This is a genomic window from Gilliamella sp. LMG 34360 (assembly GCF_984568995.1).
Genome location: NZ_OZ474900.1, coordinates 1,007,761 through 1,024,180, shown reverse-complemented (window position 1 = coordinate 1,024,180; position 16,420 = coordinate 1,007,761). Strand labels below are relative to the sequence as shown.

At 30.9% G+C, this 16,420-nt stretch carries 15 protein-coding genes; 3 read left to right on the top strand and 12 right to left on the bottom strand.

All coding sequences use genetic code 11. From position 1 onward, the window contains the following. Window positions 1–10: 10 nt before the first annotated feature. The gene (locus AC5LW9_RS04620) at window positions 11–910 is read right to left on the bottom strand and encodes a glycyl-radical enzyme activating protein (protein WP_198228746.1); all 900 of its coding nucleotides are present in this window, start codon (window positions 908–910) and stop codon (window positions 11–13) included. Between the two features lie 432 nt (window positions 911–1,342). Here AC5LW9_RS04620 and AC5LW9_RS04615 point away from each other — a divergent pair, with 432 nt between their 5' ends. Both AC5LW9_RS04615 and AC5LW9_RS04610 read left to right on the top strand, forming a co-directional pair. Further along, window positions 1,343–1,513 (top strand): hypothetical protein, encoded by a 171-nt coding sequence (locus tag AC5LW9_RS04615; protein WP_493456397.1) that lies wholly within the window; start codon window positions 1,343–1,345, stop codon window positions 1,511–1,513. A gap of 83 nt (window positions 1,514–1,596) precedes the next feature. Beyond that, window positions 1,597–1,767, top strand: coding sequence for a hypothetical protein (locus tag AC5LW9_RS04610; protein ID WP_493456396.1), 171 nt, complete (start codon window positions 1,597–1,599; stop codon window positions 1,765–1,767). A gap of 381 nt (window positions 1,768–2,148) precedes the next feature. Here the strand turns inward: AC5LW9_RS04610 and AC5LW9_RS04605 are convergent, their stop codons facing one another. The 6 genes from AC5LW9_RS04605 to AC5LW9_RS04580 form a co-directional block, all read right to left on the bottom strand. Beyond that, a complete protein-coding gene (locus AC5LW9_RS04605; RefSeq protein WP_493456395.1) occupies window positions 2,149–2,970 on the bottom strand; it encodes a hypothetical protein in 822 nt (273 codons plus the stop codon). A gap of 421 nt (window positions 2,971–3,391) precedes the next feature. After that, window positions 3,392–3,604 carry an Rz1-like lysis system protein LysC gene (gene lysC, locus AC5LW9_RS04600; RefSeq protein WP_437177245.1) on the bottom strand — a complete coding sequence of 71 codons (213 nt, stop codon included), beginning with the start codon at window positions 3,602–3,604 and terminating at the stop codon, window positions 3,392–3,394. After that, on the bottom strand, window positions 3,528–3,875 hold the full coding sequence (locus tag AC5LW9_RS04595; protein WP_493456394.1) for a DUF2570 family protein: 348 nt from the start codon (window positions 3,873–3,875) through the stop codon (window positions 3,528–3,530). Before AC5LW9_RS04595 ends, lysC begins: the two co-directional genes overlap by 77 nt. Before the next feature lie 20 nt (window positions 3,876–3,895). Continuing rightward, window positions 3,896–4,333, bottom strand: a complete 438-nt coding sequence (locus tag AC5LW9_RS04590) for a lysozyme (RefSeq protein ID WP_198226586.1) — start codon at window positions 4,331–4,333, stop codon at window positions 3,896–3,898. A 233-nt stretch (window positions 4,334–4,566) separates the two neighbouring features. Beyond that, on the bottom strand, window positions 4,567–4,875 hold the full coding sequence (locus tag AC5LW9_RS04585; protein ID WP_198226584.1) for a phage holin family protein: 309 nt from the start codon (window positions 4,873–4,875) through the stop codon (window positions 4,567–4,569). Between the two features lie 1,026 nt (window positions 4,876–5,901). Further along, window positions 5,902–6,246 carry an antiterminator Q family protein gene (locus tag AC5LW9_RS04580; RefSeq protein ID WP_086327768.1) on the bottom strand — a complete coding sequence of 115 codons (345 nt, stop codon included), beginning with the start codon at window positions 6,244–6,246 and terminating at the stop codon, window positions 5,902–5,904. A 316-nt stretch (window positions 6,247–6,562) separates the two neighbouring features. On the opposite strand from AC5LW9_RS04580, the gene AC5LW9_RS04575 reads away from it, so the two are divergent. Further along, complete coding sequence (locus AC5LW9_RS04575; RefSeq protein WP_198226582.1) at window positions 6,563–7,258, top strand: LexA family transcriptional regulator; 696 nt, start codon at window positions 6,563–6,565, stop codon at window positions 7,256–7,258. Window positions 7,259–7,812: 554 nt separating this feature from the next. Here AC5LW9_RS04575 and AC5LW9_RS04570 read toward each other — a convergent pair. From AC5LW9_RS04570 to AC5LW9_RS04550, 5 genes are all read right to left on the bottom strand, one after another. Continuing rightward, window positions 7,813–9,027, bottom strand: a complete 1,215-nt coding sequence (locus tag AC5LW9_RS04570; protein ID WP_493456393.1) for an MFS transporter — start codon at window positions 9,025–9,027, stop codon at window positions 7,813–7,815. A gap of 186 nt (window positions 9,028–9,213) precedes the next feature. Then, entirely contained in the window at window positions 9,214–11,187 is a 1,974-nt protein-coding gene (locus AC5LW9_RS04565) for a TonB-dependent receptor (RefSeq protein WP_493456392.1), read from the bottom strand. Between the two features lie 255 nt (window positions 11,188–11,442). Continuing rightward, complete coding sequence (locus AC5LW9_RS04560; protein ID WP_493456391.1) at window positions 11,443–13,044, bottom strand: bifunctional aspartate transaminase/aspartate 4-decarboxylase; 1,602 nt, start codon at window positions 13,042–13,044, stop codon at window positions 11,443–11,445. Between the two features lie 28 nt (window positions 13,045–13,072). Continuing rightward, on the bottom strand, window positions 13,073–14,773 hold the full coding sequence (gene aspT, locus AC5LW9_RS04555) for an aspartate-alanine antiporter (protein WP_493456390.1): 1,701 nt from the start codon (window positions 14,771–14,773) through the stop codon (window positions 13,073–13,075). A 434-nt stretch (window positions 14,774–15,207) separates the two neighbouring features. Continuing rightward, a complete protein-coding gene (locus tag AC5LW9_RS04550; RefSeq protein ID WP_493456389.1) occupies window positions 15,208–16,224 on the bottom strand; it encodes a hypothetical protein in 1,017 nt (338 codons plus the stop codon). Window positions 16,225–16,420 lie beyond the last annotated feature (196 nt).

Below are 16,420 nucleotides of genomic sequence, written 5' to 3'. Positions count from 1 at the left end.
TTCTCCTTGGTTATCCTCGTAAAACAGCGGTTAACTGTTTTTGTTTGGCATAATTGGTTGCAAAATCAATGATATTTGCGTCGTTTAGTGGCTCTTTAGGTGCGTGATAAGGCAGATCGAGCATTTTGTATTTGTTTATACCTAAAGTGTGATATGGTAAAAAATGGATCTCATTAGTCGGTATTTCACTAGCAACAAAATCGACAATACTTTTTATCGATTTTTCATCAGCATTGAATCCTTGAATTAATGGCACTCGAACGGTGATTTTTTTGTTAGCATTAGCAAGATGTTGGAAGTTTTTTAAAATCCGTTTGGCTGAGCCTTTGGTCCAAGCATGGAAAATAGATTCGTCAGTATGTTTTAAATCAGCCAAGAAAAGATCTAAATACGGTAATGAAGCTTCTATGTTCTTCCAAGGAACATGCAGGCAAGTCTCAACTGCGGTGTGATAGCTTTGTTGTTTGCAAGCAGCTAGAATTTCTTGACTTAATTTGGGTTGCATAAATGGCTCACCGCCAGATAATGTTACCCCTCCACCAGAACGTTGATAAAAAGGACTATCCTTATTAATGGTTTGCATCACCTCTTGTACTGATAACAATTCACCACATACAGTTAATGCTAAACTTGGACAAATATTTTGCATTTTTTTATAATCGGCTTGTTCAAATTCTTTCCGATTAATCCGAATGTGTCCATTTGATTTATTAATTAAATTTGGGCAAGATGCAGAACAAAGCTCACAATCACTCATGCAAAGCCTTTCATCAAACAGAATTTCTTGCTTAGCGGATTGACTTTCTGGGTTCTGACACCAAAAACACCCTAAAGAACACCCTTTTAAGAAAACTACTGTTCGAATTCCTGGTCCATCATGAGTAGAATATCGTTGTAAATTAAAAATCATACATTGCCTCAATATTTTTTCTACATAGTAATAACTTTCGAACGAAAGTGTCTGTGATTTAGATCTCATTTTTAGGTATTTAAATCAAAAGTAAGATCTTGATCACGTTTTAAACTGAATCATTTTTTTGTGAATTATTAATCTTTCGGTCTTAAATTTATTCAAACTTTAATCAAAAAAATATGAGGAAGAACAAGAATATTTTTTAGGTATTAATGTTGGTGGTGCTAAAACCGCATGCGGGCTTTTTGATAGCAATAACAATTTAATTTTAAAAAATACCTGCTAATCCTAATTTAGATGCACAAGCTTTTTTGATGAGAATGCCGATAATGTCAATATAATTCTTAAGGATAATGATGTTCAGAATTCTAATTTTTGTGGTGTTGGCATAGGTATACCTTTTTATATTTTTATAAAGAAAGTCGTATTATGAAAACGTCAAACTTACTGAAGATAAAAGATTTTCCTGCCCGCAGTTATTTATATAAAAAGTTAGGCGGAAATATTAGAATCATGCTTGATAACGATGCACATACAGCAACATTAGCTGAACATCGTAATGGCGCTGGACGTGGTTTTACACCTATGCTTTATTACTAAATTATTACTAGATTTTTGAGAGGTATTTTATTAATAATAAATTATTTTATCGGCGTTATTATAAGGCAGGAAAAACCAAACATATGGTTACAACTGATATTGAAAAGAAAATGCATCTAGTGGCAACTGAGTTTTGTTCAGAAAATGATACCATGAAAAATATGCCAGGTAATGTTCAACCTCAAGATGTTTATGCAGCTTTAATTGCCGCTAACCAATATGGTGAAAATTATTCATCAAGAAAAAATAAGTAAAGTTAGTATTTAAAGAGATTAATAAATAATTGTACGCTGATATTATAAAAAAATGTGGATAGGAATTATTCTTTATGTAATCGATGATTTATAAAAAATAAATTTGAATGGAAAAATGAATCACTTTTTAATTAATATTTATTATAGAGTTAAATTATAGAGAAATGAATTTATAGCAATAAAACTATAGTTTGTTTATAAACAATATAATTATTTTTATAAAAACTAAAATTCAGTATATTTGGAAGGAATTAAAATGAGGAAAGATGGGAGGATTTTAGATAGGTAAATCAATAAAGAGATTGAATTATTTTAACAATTCACCTGTAAGAAAAAAGCCCACAGTACTGTGGGCAATTAATTTTAAAATGAATTAGCAAATTAAAGTTGATTTTGGTATTTACTGAAGATTTTTTGAATTTTGTTTGTTTCATCTTTGGTCAAACCGTTTTGACCAAGACCATCATTACTAAATGTAGCATACAATTTCATAGTACCATTACTTGGGAATTTGAAATTATCTTGCTCAGCATGATAGTTCATTAAACCTGGAGTAAATTTAGCATATGAAGGAGCAACTTCTTTATCAATAACTAAATCATTATGGCGGTATTGTAAAGCAGTTTTATTAATATGAATGACATAAAGTCCTGTACCTGCTTGTGGATCATCTTGTTTTGTTATCGCAGGGTTATGCTTATTAGTATCCCATTTGAATATAACATTCTCAAAGTTTGTTGCATTAACATGACCAGCTGAAGAAAATGAATGAACATGATTAACTTCATCTTCCCCACCCCAATCAAATCCAGTAGTTGAAGGTTTTGTCATCATAAATACCAAACATAAATCACCTTTTGATGCATCATATTCACGATTGTCATAAGCTTCATCACCACCCTGCATACCGTCCCCAGAAATGTATCTATTTCCTTTTAGTTCTATTTGATAATTACCAATCACACTAGGAGAGACATCTTTGAATTCATTTCTATCTGATGCAAGATAATACAAAGTTTTACATTTTCTATGTAATCCTTCCCTTACTAACTCATCAATTAAATTTAATAAAGGATAATTAATAGTAGTTCGACCTGATCTATTATGGTAATTATAATAAATTATACCGGTTTCAAGAGAAACAGGAATATCACCAATATTAATAAGGTTAGTATTTTGAAATAAATTTTGTGAATTTGACATAAACTTTCTCCATTTTTAAAAAAATTTAAATTAAAAAGATATTTGCGTTTAACTTTGAACTAAAGTTTATTGCGCAATGTTTTACTACTGTTATTACTCAAGGTAATAATCGAAATTGCTGACTGATTGGTAAATTTCAGTCAGCTCTATCGATAGGGTAGATAACGAGATTGTTATTGCACAATTCGTTACTAGGCTCTCTTTTGTTGAGAAAAGAAGATTTAAATAGATTATTAGCCAAAATGAGATTATTCGGCTTCAATTACAGTTTCTATGGGATAAGAAATTGTACTGATTAATTAGATTAATTTACTTTGTGAAGAATGCTGAAATAAGTTTTAACATTTATTCATATTTGACATAGTGATATCATCACAGAAAAACCTTAATTATTAAAAATGGTCAAGATAGTATAACTATTTTAATAAATAGACTTGTTTAAAGCTCTAATGGATTGTTTATCTTGATTGCATTTTTCAATAACATTTAATAAATGCTCGTTATATTTAATACTACCAGCAAATGTTAATGGTTTAGGCGGTAATAATGGTAGACAATCAGTTAACAGATTTTCGGATATTGGTTGATTGACGTATACCTTTCGCTCTTTCGTACAACCTGTTAGCAATATCATCAGGAACATACTCATTAGCGCAATTGTTATTTTTAAGTAAATCATCGAGTTTTTCCTGTATTTGTAATGATTGGTTTTCAAGATTTCTTTTTGTTAGTTCATTATTGGCAATAATTTGATTATCAATTATATTTTTTTGTTCAAGTTGAAAAAGCTTACTCGTTAACTCTTGTACTTGAGCATGCCTTTCTTTCGAGATACGAACTTCTTCGATATACTTATAAAATAATGCTAGCCAAAGAAAGATAAAAATGCCAATAAATTTATTCATTTTTTCTATCCTATTAATTATTATTTATTAAATAGGTTCTTTTCTGCTTTTCTGCGATTTGTCAGGCCAGTAGAAGATTGTTTGATGCCATCAACCGTAATTTTATTCCAACGTTCTAACTCATTTGAAGCGCCAATATAATTACCCATATTCAATTTTGCCAACAATGTCGATTGATTAAATGCTAAAACACCTACATTAAAGACAAAAGAGCATAATGCATCATATTGATTTTGATTCAGTTCAACTTTAACCAATTGATTAATTGACTGCTCAATAAAATAGAGATCTTGTACTAAAAAACAATCAGCCTGAGAATTACTGATTATGTCTTTATCTTTAACATTTTTAGTATGACCATAACCAATAGTCCATGTACCTGCTTGACATTTATATGCTTCTAATTTTAGACTTTCAAAGCTTTTTATCAGATCGATACCTTCTTGACTAATATTCATTTATTTTCCTTATGTTTGATAATTTTTGAGTGATTCGTTAAATAAGAAGTTTATTTTGATAATGAATGGAAACTAAAAAAGACTTAGATTGGTTCATATAAAGATAAGTAATGATTAAAATTGACTTTTTAAGTAATGTTAAAAAACACCATTTTTTAATAACTCTAAAGACAACTTTTATATAAATTTATTAGCGGATAAATTTGTATTAGTAAAACATTTTAATTAATAATTTATTGTTTATTATTAATTTGTTTTATTAATTTTTCTTCAAGAACTTTAATTAAATTAGCACCTGACCAACCAGCTAAACCAGCAATACCTCCCGCTACTTCAAATGCCCAATTAAAATAACTTGCAATAAAGATAACCAAAGCACCAGCAAAAATAGATATAAAAATTTGAGCGATAAGTGTCCATAGAAAGAATTTATTACCATTGAGTAAATGGTAACAATAACTGGCTAATGAGCCTAAAAAAGTGATGAAAAATAAATAGACGATAACGGTCCAATTTATGTTGTCTGGATCTTTTATTGGCATACTATTTGACCCTTTTATGTATTTAAATTTTAATAGTTAAAAAGAATATAAATTAAGATTCCACTAATATGAAAACTATATTTCTATATTAATAGGCTGTTAATTAAGGTTGATGATGCGATGAATGATTTGTTTGACTAGTAGTATTTAGCATTTATTCTTTATTGAAAGTTTTATCTTTCATTACTATTCTAGAGTTATCATGAACATTAATAAATTTATTAGTTATATTATTTGGAAATTCAGTTATATTTTATTAGTAAATTATTTTAATATTAATCAGCCATGTTATTTTTCAAAAATAGAAAAGTTTATTAATAAACATAAATCTTGTATTACCATTCTTGGTTTTAATTTTTGCAACTTATAAGATTTAAAATTTTAAAAGTTTATATTCGTCAATGAGTATTAATATTTATAAACGATTGTTATGAAAAATCACAATAAAATTGAAATGGGTTAATTATAATAAAAGAATCGATAACTTTTGAGTATTGTTTTAGACATATTAATCAATACTAACTTTATGGTTTCTAGAACTAATTTAATAAAAATAATTTTTTTAGAAATAAAAAAGCCCAACTAGTTTTAGTTGGGCTTTGTTTGCATGCATATTAAATTGCATTATGGGGTAATTATATATGCTAATTTGCGCAATGTCAATAGGTTAATATGATTTATCTTTAGCAAGCCAAATCTAATCGTCAATTAAACTAACGAGACTAATAAAAGACTCAAATGTTGTTATGAAAAAATTTGTTTATGGTTTTTATTTATTCATCAAATAAAATATTTTTCAAATAATAAATAATTAAAACACCCCACCATTCAAAGTTAATAAACTTTAGTCTAAAAATAATATTATTGATTATTTCATTCTTTTTTGTCAGATATTAGCGATAATTAAAATTTGTCTAGAAACAACAAAGCCTAGCGATTTTTAGCTAGGCTTTATTTAAATATAAAATTGTATTATAGAGTTATTGTATATTACTAATTTGCGCGGTGCTCTGCATTTGATCTAACTTATTTGAAAAATGGGTAAATGTAACCACCAATAAAACTTTCTGCTTGATTGAGTATATTAATAATATCATGAGGACGTTTACCTATAACTTTAGCTTGTGCATTACATGAGACATTTTTTAAATAGTAAGTCATTAAAACAGTCCATTGAACAAGATTGTATTCTTTTAAATTTAAAATAGCTTTATCCACTATTTCTGCTTCTTCCTCTGTCAGATATTGGCGATAATCAAAACTTCTAGCAGCACCAGTAACAACAGCTGATTGTGAAGGATACTCAGTTCCGATACGTTTAAGTACACGAGTATTTTTCCATGCTGTTAAAATCTCTTTAGTCTCTTTCATTGTTACCTCTTATAATTAATGCTTTTATTTTATTATCTATAGGTTTTATAGTTATTTTTCTTATAAGAATTTAATTTGCTTTATATCCCAAAAAACCATTTAGACATTCGTTTAAATTGCTCACTAAATTTCACGGCTATTTTTTGGTTATTGTTGAAAAAGAAATTATAAGTTATCTTCTAATCGGCAACTTATTTTTGATAACTTATGTTTTCAAATTATAACCAATATTATCGAGTAAATCAATAACTATTGTTATTTGATGCGTGATAACTTAAATTATATACTTACAACACTAAAACCATGAGATAACGATATGAATACCTTTACTGATAGAATTAATTGGGCTTTAGAAGCATCAGGCATGTCTCAGCATCAACTTGCTGAAATGGTAAAAATTAGTCAACCAGCCATTCAAAAACTTATTTCTGGTAAATCCAGCACATCCCGTAAAATTATTGAGATTGCTTCTGCTTTGAACGTTGATCTCCTTTGGTTAACGAAAGGAATTGGCAAACCTGATATAGGTAAAAACTTGTCTAATGCAAAAATAGTGGGAACGATGGATGAATGGGATAGTAAAACACCACTTAACGATGACGAAATTGAAGTACCATTTTATAAAGATGTCAGATTATCTGCTGGAGATGGTTTTGCTGATGATATTGAAGATTACAATGGTTATCAATTACGCATGTCGCGTTCAACCATGCGTAGATATGGTATTGATAAAAACTGCACGGTCTGTTTAACTGTTTATGGAGATAGTATGGAGCCAGTTTTCCAAGATGGAGCAACGGTTGCTATTGACCAAGCTGATACCAATATTCGCGATGGTAAAATTTATGCTATTAATCACGCTGGTTTACTAAGAATTAAAATACTTGAAAGATTGCCCAATAACCTAATCAAAATCAGAAGTTACAATCCTGATTATGAAGATGAAGTTATCCCACAAGATGAAATTAATATCTTAGGACGTGTGTGGTGGCAATCATCAATACTCATTTAATTGGTCTATTCATCATACAGATCTATATGTTAATTTATATTCATTAAGCTTGTTATGGTTCTATCTCTAAAACGCATGGCATTAATGTCTGATGATGCTTATTAAGCCCTTAGATGGGCTTTTTTTATACTACATTTTCGCTTAACTCGGTTACAAATGATAACTTTTTTTCATAACTTAAATTTTCAATCAATAACTTATATTATTGACAATAATGATAACTTATATTATCATTATTGCATCAAAACCAATCGAGTTAACAGAGTCATTAAACAATACTACGAGTTATTTAGTGGGTTAATAAGATTCAAGTAGCTAGCAGGGGCTTATGAACATACTGCGGTTTTGATGAACGTCTTAGGCATGACGGTAAACGGTCTAATTGGCTGTTTTGATTCGGTAACAATTAAAACAGCCAGTTTAACTTCCAATGAGCAAATAAAACGCAACTGTTTTAGGGATATGAGTTGTTACAAAGACAGGGAATGGTACATCATTTGCCCCGCTAGCCGGGGCTTTTTTGAAAAATGATGATTAAACAATTCATTATTATTTTAATTTTTTATCACTTTACTTGCATAAATCCCATTAAAAAATGCAAGTGCTATTGAACTAATGACAACAGGAAAATAACCAAAATTTTGTGCAAGATAATAACTTAATGATATTACCGCAAATCCACAAAAGTAACTTGGTGCCAATTGAGCATTCCAAGCAGTGGAACGAGCCTGTGAGCTATCCGAATTGTCCATGATAATGGCAGTAATCGCTATCGACATTAAAGGTAAACTAAAGAAATAAAGAAAACAGGCGAAATAGACACTAAATACATTCACATATCCTAACGAAATCGGAATAAATGATAGTAAACAAAAAGCATGACAAAGCAACGAATAGACTAGACTCTGTTTTCTTGTTAAACGTTTTAGGATTTTTGAAATTAACACAACTGCCACTAAGCTTACAATTGAACCAAATACTTTTAATAAAATAGCAATATCTGGCAACGCCCAACCATTATCAACAAGTATTGGTGATAATAGATTATAAGCGGGGAGGAAACTAAACGGCATAAGTATTAAGATAATTAACCAATTTATTTTACCTTTCCAAATGGTAATCAGATTTTTCCAATATTGAGGATCATTACTTTCGGCAATAGGCTGATTTTGGCTGTAACGGTACTCTTCAAAAAAGAAAAGTTGAATTAATGTAAAACCCACTAAAACAGTAATCAATAATAAGCACCACATCCAACCAATATAAGCATAAAGTAGCAATATCACACCGCCACCTAGAATATTACCGATCATTGAACCACTTGTCTTGATACTTGAAATAAGATAACGCTGCTCGGCTAAAAAAATATTACAGGCCAATCCGGATATGGCTAATTCTTGAGTAGCTGTCATTATCGAAAAAATAAAGATGATTGGTAGAATGATGTAAAATTGTTTAATAGGATCTAGGAAAGCGATATTCATCAGGCAAATTAACATAAAGAATAAAGAGATGATTAACCAATTACGATAATGTGATAATCGTCCTTTTAAATATTTATCAACAATAGGTGCCCATAAAATTTTCAACCCTATTGGTAACATCATTAAAGGAATCAAACTTAATTGGTTTAACTCCATGCCATCTTTTCTTAAGATTAATGCTAAGGCGATGGTTAAAAAACCAGTACCCACATATTCTGTAATATAAAGGCTTACAAATAATAACCAAACATTTTTGGGCAATTTAATTGTTGCTTTGTCATTCATTTATTCATTTTTCCTTTTGAAGTACTAACTTTGTGTTCCTAACATATTTATTAATATAATTATTTAATAGTAAAAAAATATTTTAATAACCCATTACCACCCATGATTTGGTAAATTTAAAACAATCTGTTTTGTTAAACTAAAACAAACTTAAATCTTTCTTAAATATAATATTTAACTAATTTATCAATAGTTTATTTGCGCAGAAATACCTACTTGTCGTGGTTGCTGATAAGTACTATAACGAGAAGATGAGGACATAAGACTTATTTTGTCATGAGAATTGAAAACATTATCAGCATAAAGCATAATTCGACCTTGTTTGAAGTTATAAGCTAAATAAGCATTTGCTTGATAATAACTATCAATTTTAGATGTCTTATTATTTGATGCATCAGTAAAGTAACTATCTACAAACGATGCATTTAATCCGGTTTCCAATCCATATGGTAGGTTATAATAACCGCCTAAGTTAAATGTATAACCAGGAGCACGTGTTAACTTATTACCGTTATAACTTTTACTATCACTGTATTTTTTTATTTTGGTTTTAAGTAAGCCCAAACTGGTGGTTAAATTTAAATTTTGTGTTGCTTGCCACTCAATATTAAATTCTGCACCATAAGTTATAGCTTTATCGGCATTAGCAATAGTGATACCGAGTGGATGAGAATACTCAATTTGCATATCTTTATAGTCGTTATAGAAAATATTAGTATTAATTTTTAAACGTTTATCGTCTGAAAGCCAGCGGTGATAAAGTTCATAGTTCCAAAGATATTCAGTACCATAACTGTATGTGGAAAAAGGATATGTAAATGTAATTCCAGCCCCTCCTGGATTATAACCACGAGCAATTTTAGCGCCAATACGCTGGTCATCACTGATTAGATAAGCAATATCAAATTTCGGTAAGAAAACATTTGTTTTATTATCATAATTTAAAAGAAATAAGCTACCACCTTTGCGGGTATGTTTTTCTTGCTCATAACGAGCGGATAGATTAACTTCGATAACTTCAATTGGTCTAAAGGTAAACTCCCCTAAAACCGCTTTAGTTTTAGTAACATCATGATAACGATTGCGGACTCCTAATAAAATACTGTCATCTTGTGGTGACTGAAAATAAAATAGACCCAATAAACCTTTGTATGTACCATTGTTGTATCTTAAAATTGGCTGAACTTGCCATTTATGCCCCTCAACTCTTGATGGTGCTCCAGAGGGCAGAGAAAAACGGTCATGAATATAATTTGAATAAACAACTTTATTTTCAAATTCCCATGTATCATTGAATTGATAACCTGCATCCCAAATTGTGCTTGAAGTCCGAATTTTGAATACAGAGCGATAGGTATCATAATCTGTTGTTGGTTTAAACTCACCCTGAGGATTTCGTGAATCTACATGTTTAAAGGTTAAACGGCTATAAAAATCTGGCATAGCTGAAGGTAACCAAAGTAATTTAGCCTTAGTTGTGGTGGCTTTAAATTTCCTTGAATCACCTGCTGGATGATAATTTGCTAAATGTTCATAAGATTTACGACCTTGATCATCAACCGTAAAACGAAAGAGTAATTGCTCATCAACTAATGGACCAGACAACATGGCAGCAAATTGACGTTTATTTTGATTACCATAATCCGTTTTTGCTGCCGCTTCAAATTTATTGATGGGATCATTACTTTGCATAACAATAGCACCAGCAATAGAATTACGTCCTTGAGCATAACTTTGTGGCCCACGATAAACTTCGACTTGCTCGATATCCCATAGCGATTTAGTTGCGAACGCTAATTCATTATAATTAGAATTATCACCATCAACTTGTACATTAACTCTAGGGCGAGCACCCGCTAAAAAAGATATTGCACCATGAGCTGATGAGCCCTCAACACCTCGAATTGTGGGTAATTGATTGCCTAATCCGGTTTCTAATATATTGGAAGTTTGTTTAAGTACAGTTGTTAGAGAGTAAAGATCGGGACGTCTTTCGATATCCTTATTGGTTATAACACTTAAACTTGAACTCGTTTGTAATTCACTACGTTGCACCCCTTCACCAATAACAGTGATTGTGTCCAATTTATCTTTTTCACTATCTTCCTTGATATCTTTGATATTACTTTCAGCAAGAACAATAGAACTATAACAGCTCATAAGGCACAAACTAAATAGACTAAATTTTGCAGTTATTTTTTTCATCCGAACACGCTATAGTTGATAATAATTTTCATTTACAATCTTATAGACTAAAAAATAAGCTGTCAAATAACTAATTAGAATTAAAAAACAATATTAAATTAATTTGTTTTTAGTCAATTTAAATAAATAAGATTTATATTAACTAATCAATTGGAATAAAAAAACCCTAGATAAACTAGGGTTTTATAAGTAATCAGATTAAATGATTAACTATTTTTTCTTTGCTTTACTTTTGTACTCATCATAATACTCTTGTGCAAGTTTACGCATTGACAAACCAATCGCTGCATATTGATATTCATTTAAATTCGCTAAAGAAGCACGAGCAGAAGGATGTTGCACAGCAAAACCTTTACCTGGTAATAAAACGACTCCAGCTTCATCAGCTATTCTAAATAACATTTCAGACGGATTTTTATTTTTTAAGATCCATTTAGCAAATTTATCGTCATATAATTCACGACAAATATGTTCAAGATCAATTAAAGTATAATAATCAACACTATTTTTATCCACAGTGTGTTTAAGGCCTAAATGTTGATAAAGAGACGCAGCACGACGACGGATCAATGATTTTAATGCAGCTTTGTAACTTTGATCGGTATCAATCATTTCGCATAATGCAAATAAAACCATCTGCACTTGTTGTGGTGTTGAAAGTCCAGCTGTGTGATTTAACGCAACAGCTCGGCTATCTGCAACTAAACGATCAATAAATTTAAGATTTTCGGGTTCAGTTACAATTGAGCTATAACGTTTATTTAAGACTTGCTTGGTTTTGCTAGGCAATGCTTTAATTTTTCTATCTAAAACATTATCTTTTGTTGTTGCAATAACACCCAAACGCCATCCTGTAGCCCCAAAATATTTAGAAAATGAATAGACTAAAATGGTATTTTTAGGACAAATCGCAAATAAAGATTGGAAATCATCAGCAAAGGTACCATAAACGTCATCGGTTAATATAATAAGATCTGGACGTTTTTTAACAATATCAGCAATGATTTTTAATCCTTTATCATCTATTTTTACGGATGGTGGATTGGAAGGGTTGACCAAAAAGAATGCTTTTATAGAGGGATCTTCAAGTTTACGCAATTCTGACTCTGGATACTGCCAATTAGCATCAGGATCAGAGTTGATCAACATCTCAACCAATTGATAATCGTTTAGTTCTGGGATTTCAAGATAAGGTGTAAAGATCGGAGCACCAATGGCAATTTTATCCCCTTTTTGGATTAAATTATTTTCTTTCATAGAATTAAAGATATATGCCATAGCGGCGGTACCGCCCTCAACAGCAAACAAGTCAAGATCATCTCGATCAAGGTATTGGGCGCCCATCTGCTGTAGAACATAAGATTTTACCACTTCTTCGCTAAAACGGAGCATCCTATCAGGAACAGGATAGTTACAACCTAAAATGCCTTCAACCATCTCTTGTAAAAAAGCATTTTCATCAAGCCCAAGTTGATCACGAATATAAGAAAACGCTTTACCTAAAAACGAAACGCCTTCTTTATTATAATTTTGGCGAATAAAATGTTCAAAGCGCCCTGTTAATCCTGCTTTAATTGGAAATCCGCCAACCCCCTCATTTAGATAAGAATAAGACATTTCAGATTCTTGCGTTGCAAAGATCCCTAATTGGAAAAATGCTTGTCTTGGCCAAATGGCTAAAAAGTTAGGGTTACCTCGACCTGCATTTAACATGGCTCGATCAGCATGGCTTTGGGCCAGTTTAATTAAGTTATCTTTTAACTCAAAAGGACTTAAATTAGCGTACTTAGCATATTGTGTTTGGTTCTTCATATTCTGTATCCTTAAAGTAAGATTGTAATTAAACAAAGGCCACAACCAATGGTCCTAATAAAGTCAGGAAGACATTAGCCAAAGCATAAGTGATAGCAAAAGAGTTTGTTGGTGTAGAGTTACCCGCTTTGTTAAGAACTTCACCAAAAGCAGGATTAGCGCTACGAGCTCCAGCTAGAGCACCAGCAAATACAGCAGCATTTTTGTAACCAAGAATATATTTACCAAAGTAAATTGCGAGTAACATTGGTAATACTGTGACCACAACACCAATTAAGAATAATGACAATCCTTGTTCGCGAATAGTATTGATAGCTTGCAGGCCTGAACTTAACCCTACTACCGCAACAAAGCCAGCTAAACCAAAATCTTTTAACAATTGCACCGCTCCGGTTGGAATATTACCAATAGTTTGATGAACTGAACGGAACCAACCGAATAACAAACCTGAAAGCAACGCCCCACCACCAGCACCTAAGGTAATTGGAATATCACTAACACGGATAACAATTAAACCAATTATCAGACCAACCACCAAACCTAAACCATGAAATATCCAGTCTGTTTTTTCGCTTTTTGTGATTGGTGCACCGATTTTATCAATCACACGACGAAGATCACTATCGGTACCATAAATGGTGATTACATCACCTAGTTTGAAATGGAAATCGTTATTAAGAGGCAGTGTTTGTCCATCACGATGGATAGCGACAAGATAGATGCCATGTTTTAATTGCATTACTTCGTCAGATGATAACACTTGTGATAAACTTTGACCGACATAACGAGAATTACGCATTTCAACATCTTGTGTATTCATTACAACATCCATACCTGAAGCAGAATCCACTTCCGAACCAAGAAGATCATTGGCCTGTATCATGGCATCACGGTGACCGACCACCAAAATGATATCCTTCGCTTTTATTAAGGTATCAGGTGATGCTTCTAAAATTTTATTGCTACGTTTGATACGTTCAATACTAATACCATTAACTGTTTTTTCGATATCAGACACGCTTTGGTTAATCTTATTAGTGACACGATATAACCGACCACTAATATCGGATAAAGCAAAATTTTGGTTAGCACCTAATAATAGCGAACCATGAAGCTGTTCAGCTTGAGCTTTAATAGCATCATCACCAATATCTCGCCCCATTATTTTTGGTAAAATATTAACACAGATGATGATCGCACCGAGTGAACCAAAAATATAAGTTACCGCATAACCAATGGTAACATTACCTTGTAATCGGCTAAGTTCTTCAGGACTAACACCTAATTGAGTTAATGCATCAGACGCTGTACCCATAATGGCCGATTGTGTTAAACCACCTGCCGCTAAACCTGCTGCAAGCCCTTTATCTAAATGAAATACTTTGGCAAGCACAACTACAGTAATTAGACCTGCAACCGCAATAAAAAGTGCTAAAAAAATTTCACGAAGTGTTTTAACACCTAATGAACGGAAAAATTGTGGACCACTTTCAAATCCAACCGCATAAATAAACAGAGCAAAAAGAACGGCTTTAACGCCAGCATCAACGGTAACGCCAAAAACACTTAAAGCAACAGCAACTAATAACGATCCTGCTACGCCACCTAGTTGAAATTTACCAATCCGAATACCACCGATTAAATACCCTAAACTTAATGATAAAAACAAAAGTATTTCTGGTGAGTGTTTGAGTCCATCTAAAATCCAGTTAAAAAGCCATTGAAACATAATAATTGTCCTCAAGCGCTATGATTAATGATTTATAGAAAAGATAAATAAAGGAATGGAACGATATTCATGGGAATGTATGAATATGAACATATATTAAACTTCAATGCAAAGAATAGAAAGTCAATTTTAACGATTAATATTATTGCTAGAAAATAACAAAATCCTTAGAAAAAATGAGATGAATAAATACGAAGAGATATTGAACTTAAAAATAGTCAATATTCATTGATATACATATTCGATTACCAAAATTTTAAAGAAAAGGATGACTAATTTATAGGGCGGTAAATAGAACAAAATATTTTATTTAATAATAAAGATTTTATTTGTTTAATAATTATTCAGGTTTGAATTTGAGCGTTATAAACAATAAAAAACCCGCAGAAGCGGGTTATTTTTAAATGATTGAATACACAATTATTGCATAAATGTTATTCTAGACCCGATTTAAAATACTTAGCTAATAAAGCATTTAATGTTGATATTTTCTTGATTTTAGCAATAGTTTTTGAATCTATCTTTTGTTCCACATTTTTTCGTGAACCGTAAAATCTTACTTTCACATCATTTTTATCATTAAGTGAATTGATATAAGATACGAATTGATTATTTAAAATAAATTTAGTCCACTCAGATACAGTAGTACCACTTTTACTCTTGAAAGTTAAGTCACTGGATGGTTCATATATATTATCGTTTTGTAATATTTTAAAATTATCAATAAATAATCGTTCCTTACTGCTAAATACGGCAGTAACGGTTGTCGTATATAATTTTTCTTTAAAAATAAAAGTTTCTATACTCAAAGGTTCACTTTCTAACTCGACCTTGATCATATTATTTTGAGAATTATAGGTAAAATTGATATTATCAGTATTAATAATATCAATGAATTGATGTAAATCATTTGGATTAGTTATTTTTTCTGATAGGGATAACAGTCCATTAAGGTTAGCATTGTGTAGTCTTAGACCATTTGAAAATGTAATGATATAAATATCCTTCGATTTTGGGTCTGTTTCTACCTTAGCCACATATAAATCGTCTATATTGGGAAATTTAATTTCTTTCAACTTCTCAATCTCATCTAATCGCTTTTGATAATTTTTTACACTCACTATCTGATCATAAGAATTGAGGTTATTAAGATAAAGAACTTCTCCATTTTTCAAAACTATTTTATAGTAAATTTTATTTCCAACTTTGACCTCTTTGTCCAAATAACCTTCCATTCCGTTATATTTTTTGTAAGAAGGATAAAATAGTGAACGTGAATTTGGTTCAGAATATAACCCACTGTATTTTTTTAGGTTAATAGCATCAGCGGAATATTGATCAAAAACAAAAATATCTTTATCTACTGGATTATATTTTTCTTTTTTGATTGCGGATGAAGAAAATGAAACAACACTTAATATAAGAAACAAACAACAAAAAACCTTTTTCATACCATTATTATCCTTAACCTTTTTATTTTTTGGTAATAGTATGTTATTTAAGCTTTTTTGGCAATAAAAAATCCCATTCCTATCCAGAATTTTGAATGAATAGATAAAAAAGATAATGGTCGGTAATATTTTTTATTAGTGAAGTTTAAGTAAGCCGTTATGAGAGCTGAAATATTTACTTATATTTAATGAATAA

Coding starts and splice junctions, on each gene's coding strand:
- AC5LW9_RS04620 (WP_198228746.1), bottom strand. CDS start 910: ATGATTTTTAATTTACAACGATATTCTACTCATGATGGACCAGGAATT.
- AC5LW9_RS04615 (WP_493456397.1), top strand. CDS start 1,343: ATGAAAACGTCAAACTTACTGAAGATAAAAGATTTTCCTGCCCGCAGT.
- AC5LW9_RS04610 (WP_493456396.1), top strand. CDS start 1,597: ATGGTTACAACTGATATTGAAAAGAAAATGCATCTAGTGGCAACTGAG.
- AC5LW9_RS04605 (WP_493456395.1), bottom strand. CDS start 2,970: ATGTCAAATTCACAAAATTTATTTCAAAATACTAACCTTATTAATATT.
- lysC (WP_437177245.1), bottom strand. CDS start 3,604: ATGATATTGCTAACAGGTTGTACGAAAGAGCGAAAGGTATACGTCAAT.
- AC5LW9_RS04595 (WP_493456394.1), bottom strand. CDS start 3,875: ATGAATAAATTTATTGGCATTTTTATCTTTCTTTGGCTAGCATTATTT.
- AC5LW9_RS04590 (WP_198226586.1), bottom strand. CDS start 4,333: ATGAATATTAGTCAAGAAGGTATCGATCTGATAAAAAGCTTTGAAAGT.
- AC5LW9_RS04585 (WP_198226584.1), bottom strand. CDS start 4,875: ATGCCAATAAAAGATCCAGACAACATAAATTGGACCGTTATCGTCTAT.
- AC5LW9_RS04580 (WP_086327768.1), bottom strand. CDS start 6,246: ATGAAAGAGACTAAAGAGATTTTAACAGCATGGAAAAATACTCGTGTA.
- AC5LW9_RS04575 (WP_198226582.1), top strand. CDS start 6,563: ATGAATACCTTTACTGATAGAATTAATTGGGCTTTAGAAGCATCAGGC.
- AC5LW9_RS04570 (WP_493456393.1), bottom strand. CDS start 9,027: ATGAATGACAAAGCAACAATTAAATTGCCCAAAAATGTTTGGTTATTA.
- AC5LW9_RS04565 (WP_493456392.1), bottom strand. CDS start 11,187: ATGAGCTGTTATAGTTCTATTGTTCTTGCTGAAAGTAATATCAAAGAT.
- AC5LW9_RS04560 (WP_493456391.1), bottom strand. CDS start 13,044: ATGAAGAACCAAACACAATATGCTAAGTACGCTAATTTAAGTCCTTTT.
- aspT (WP_493456390.1), bottom strand. CDS start 14,773: ATGTTTCAATGGCTTTTTAACTGGATTTTAGATGGACTCAAACACTCA.
- AC5LW9_RS04550 (WP_493456389.1), bottom strand. CDS start 16,224: ATGAAAAAGGTTTTTTGTTGTTTGTTTCTTATATTAAGTGTTGTTTCA.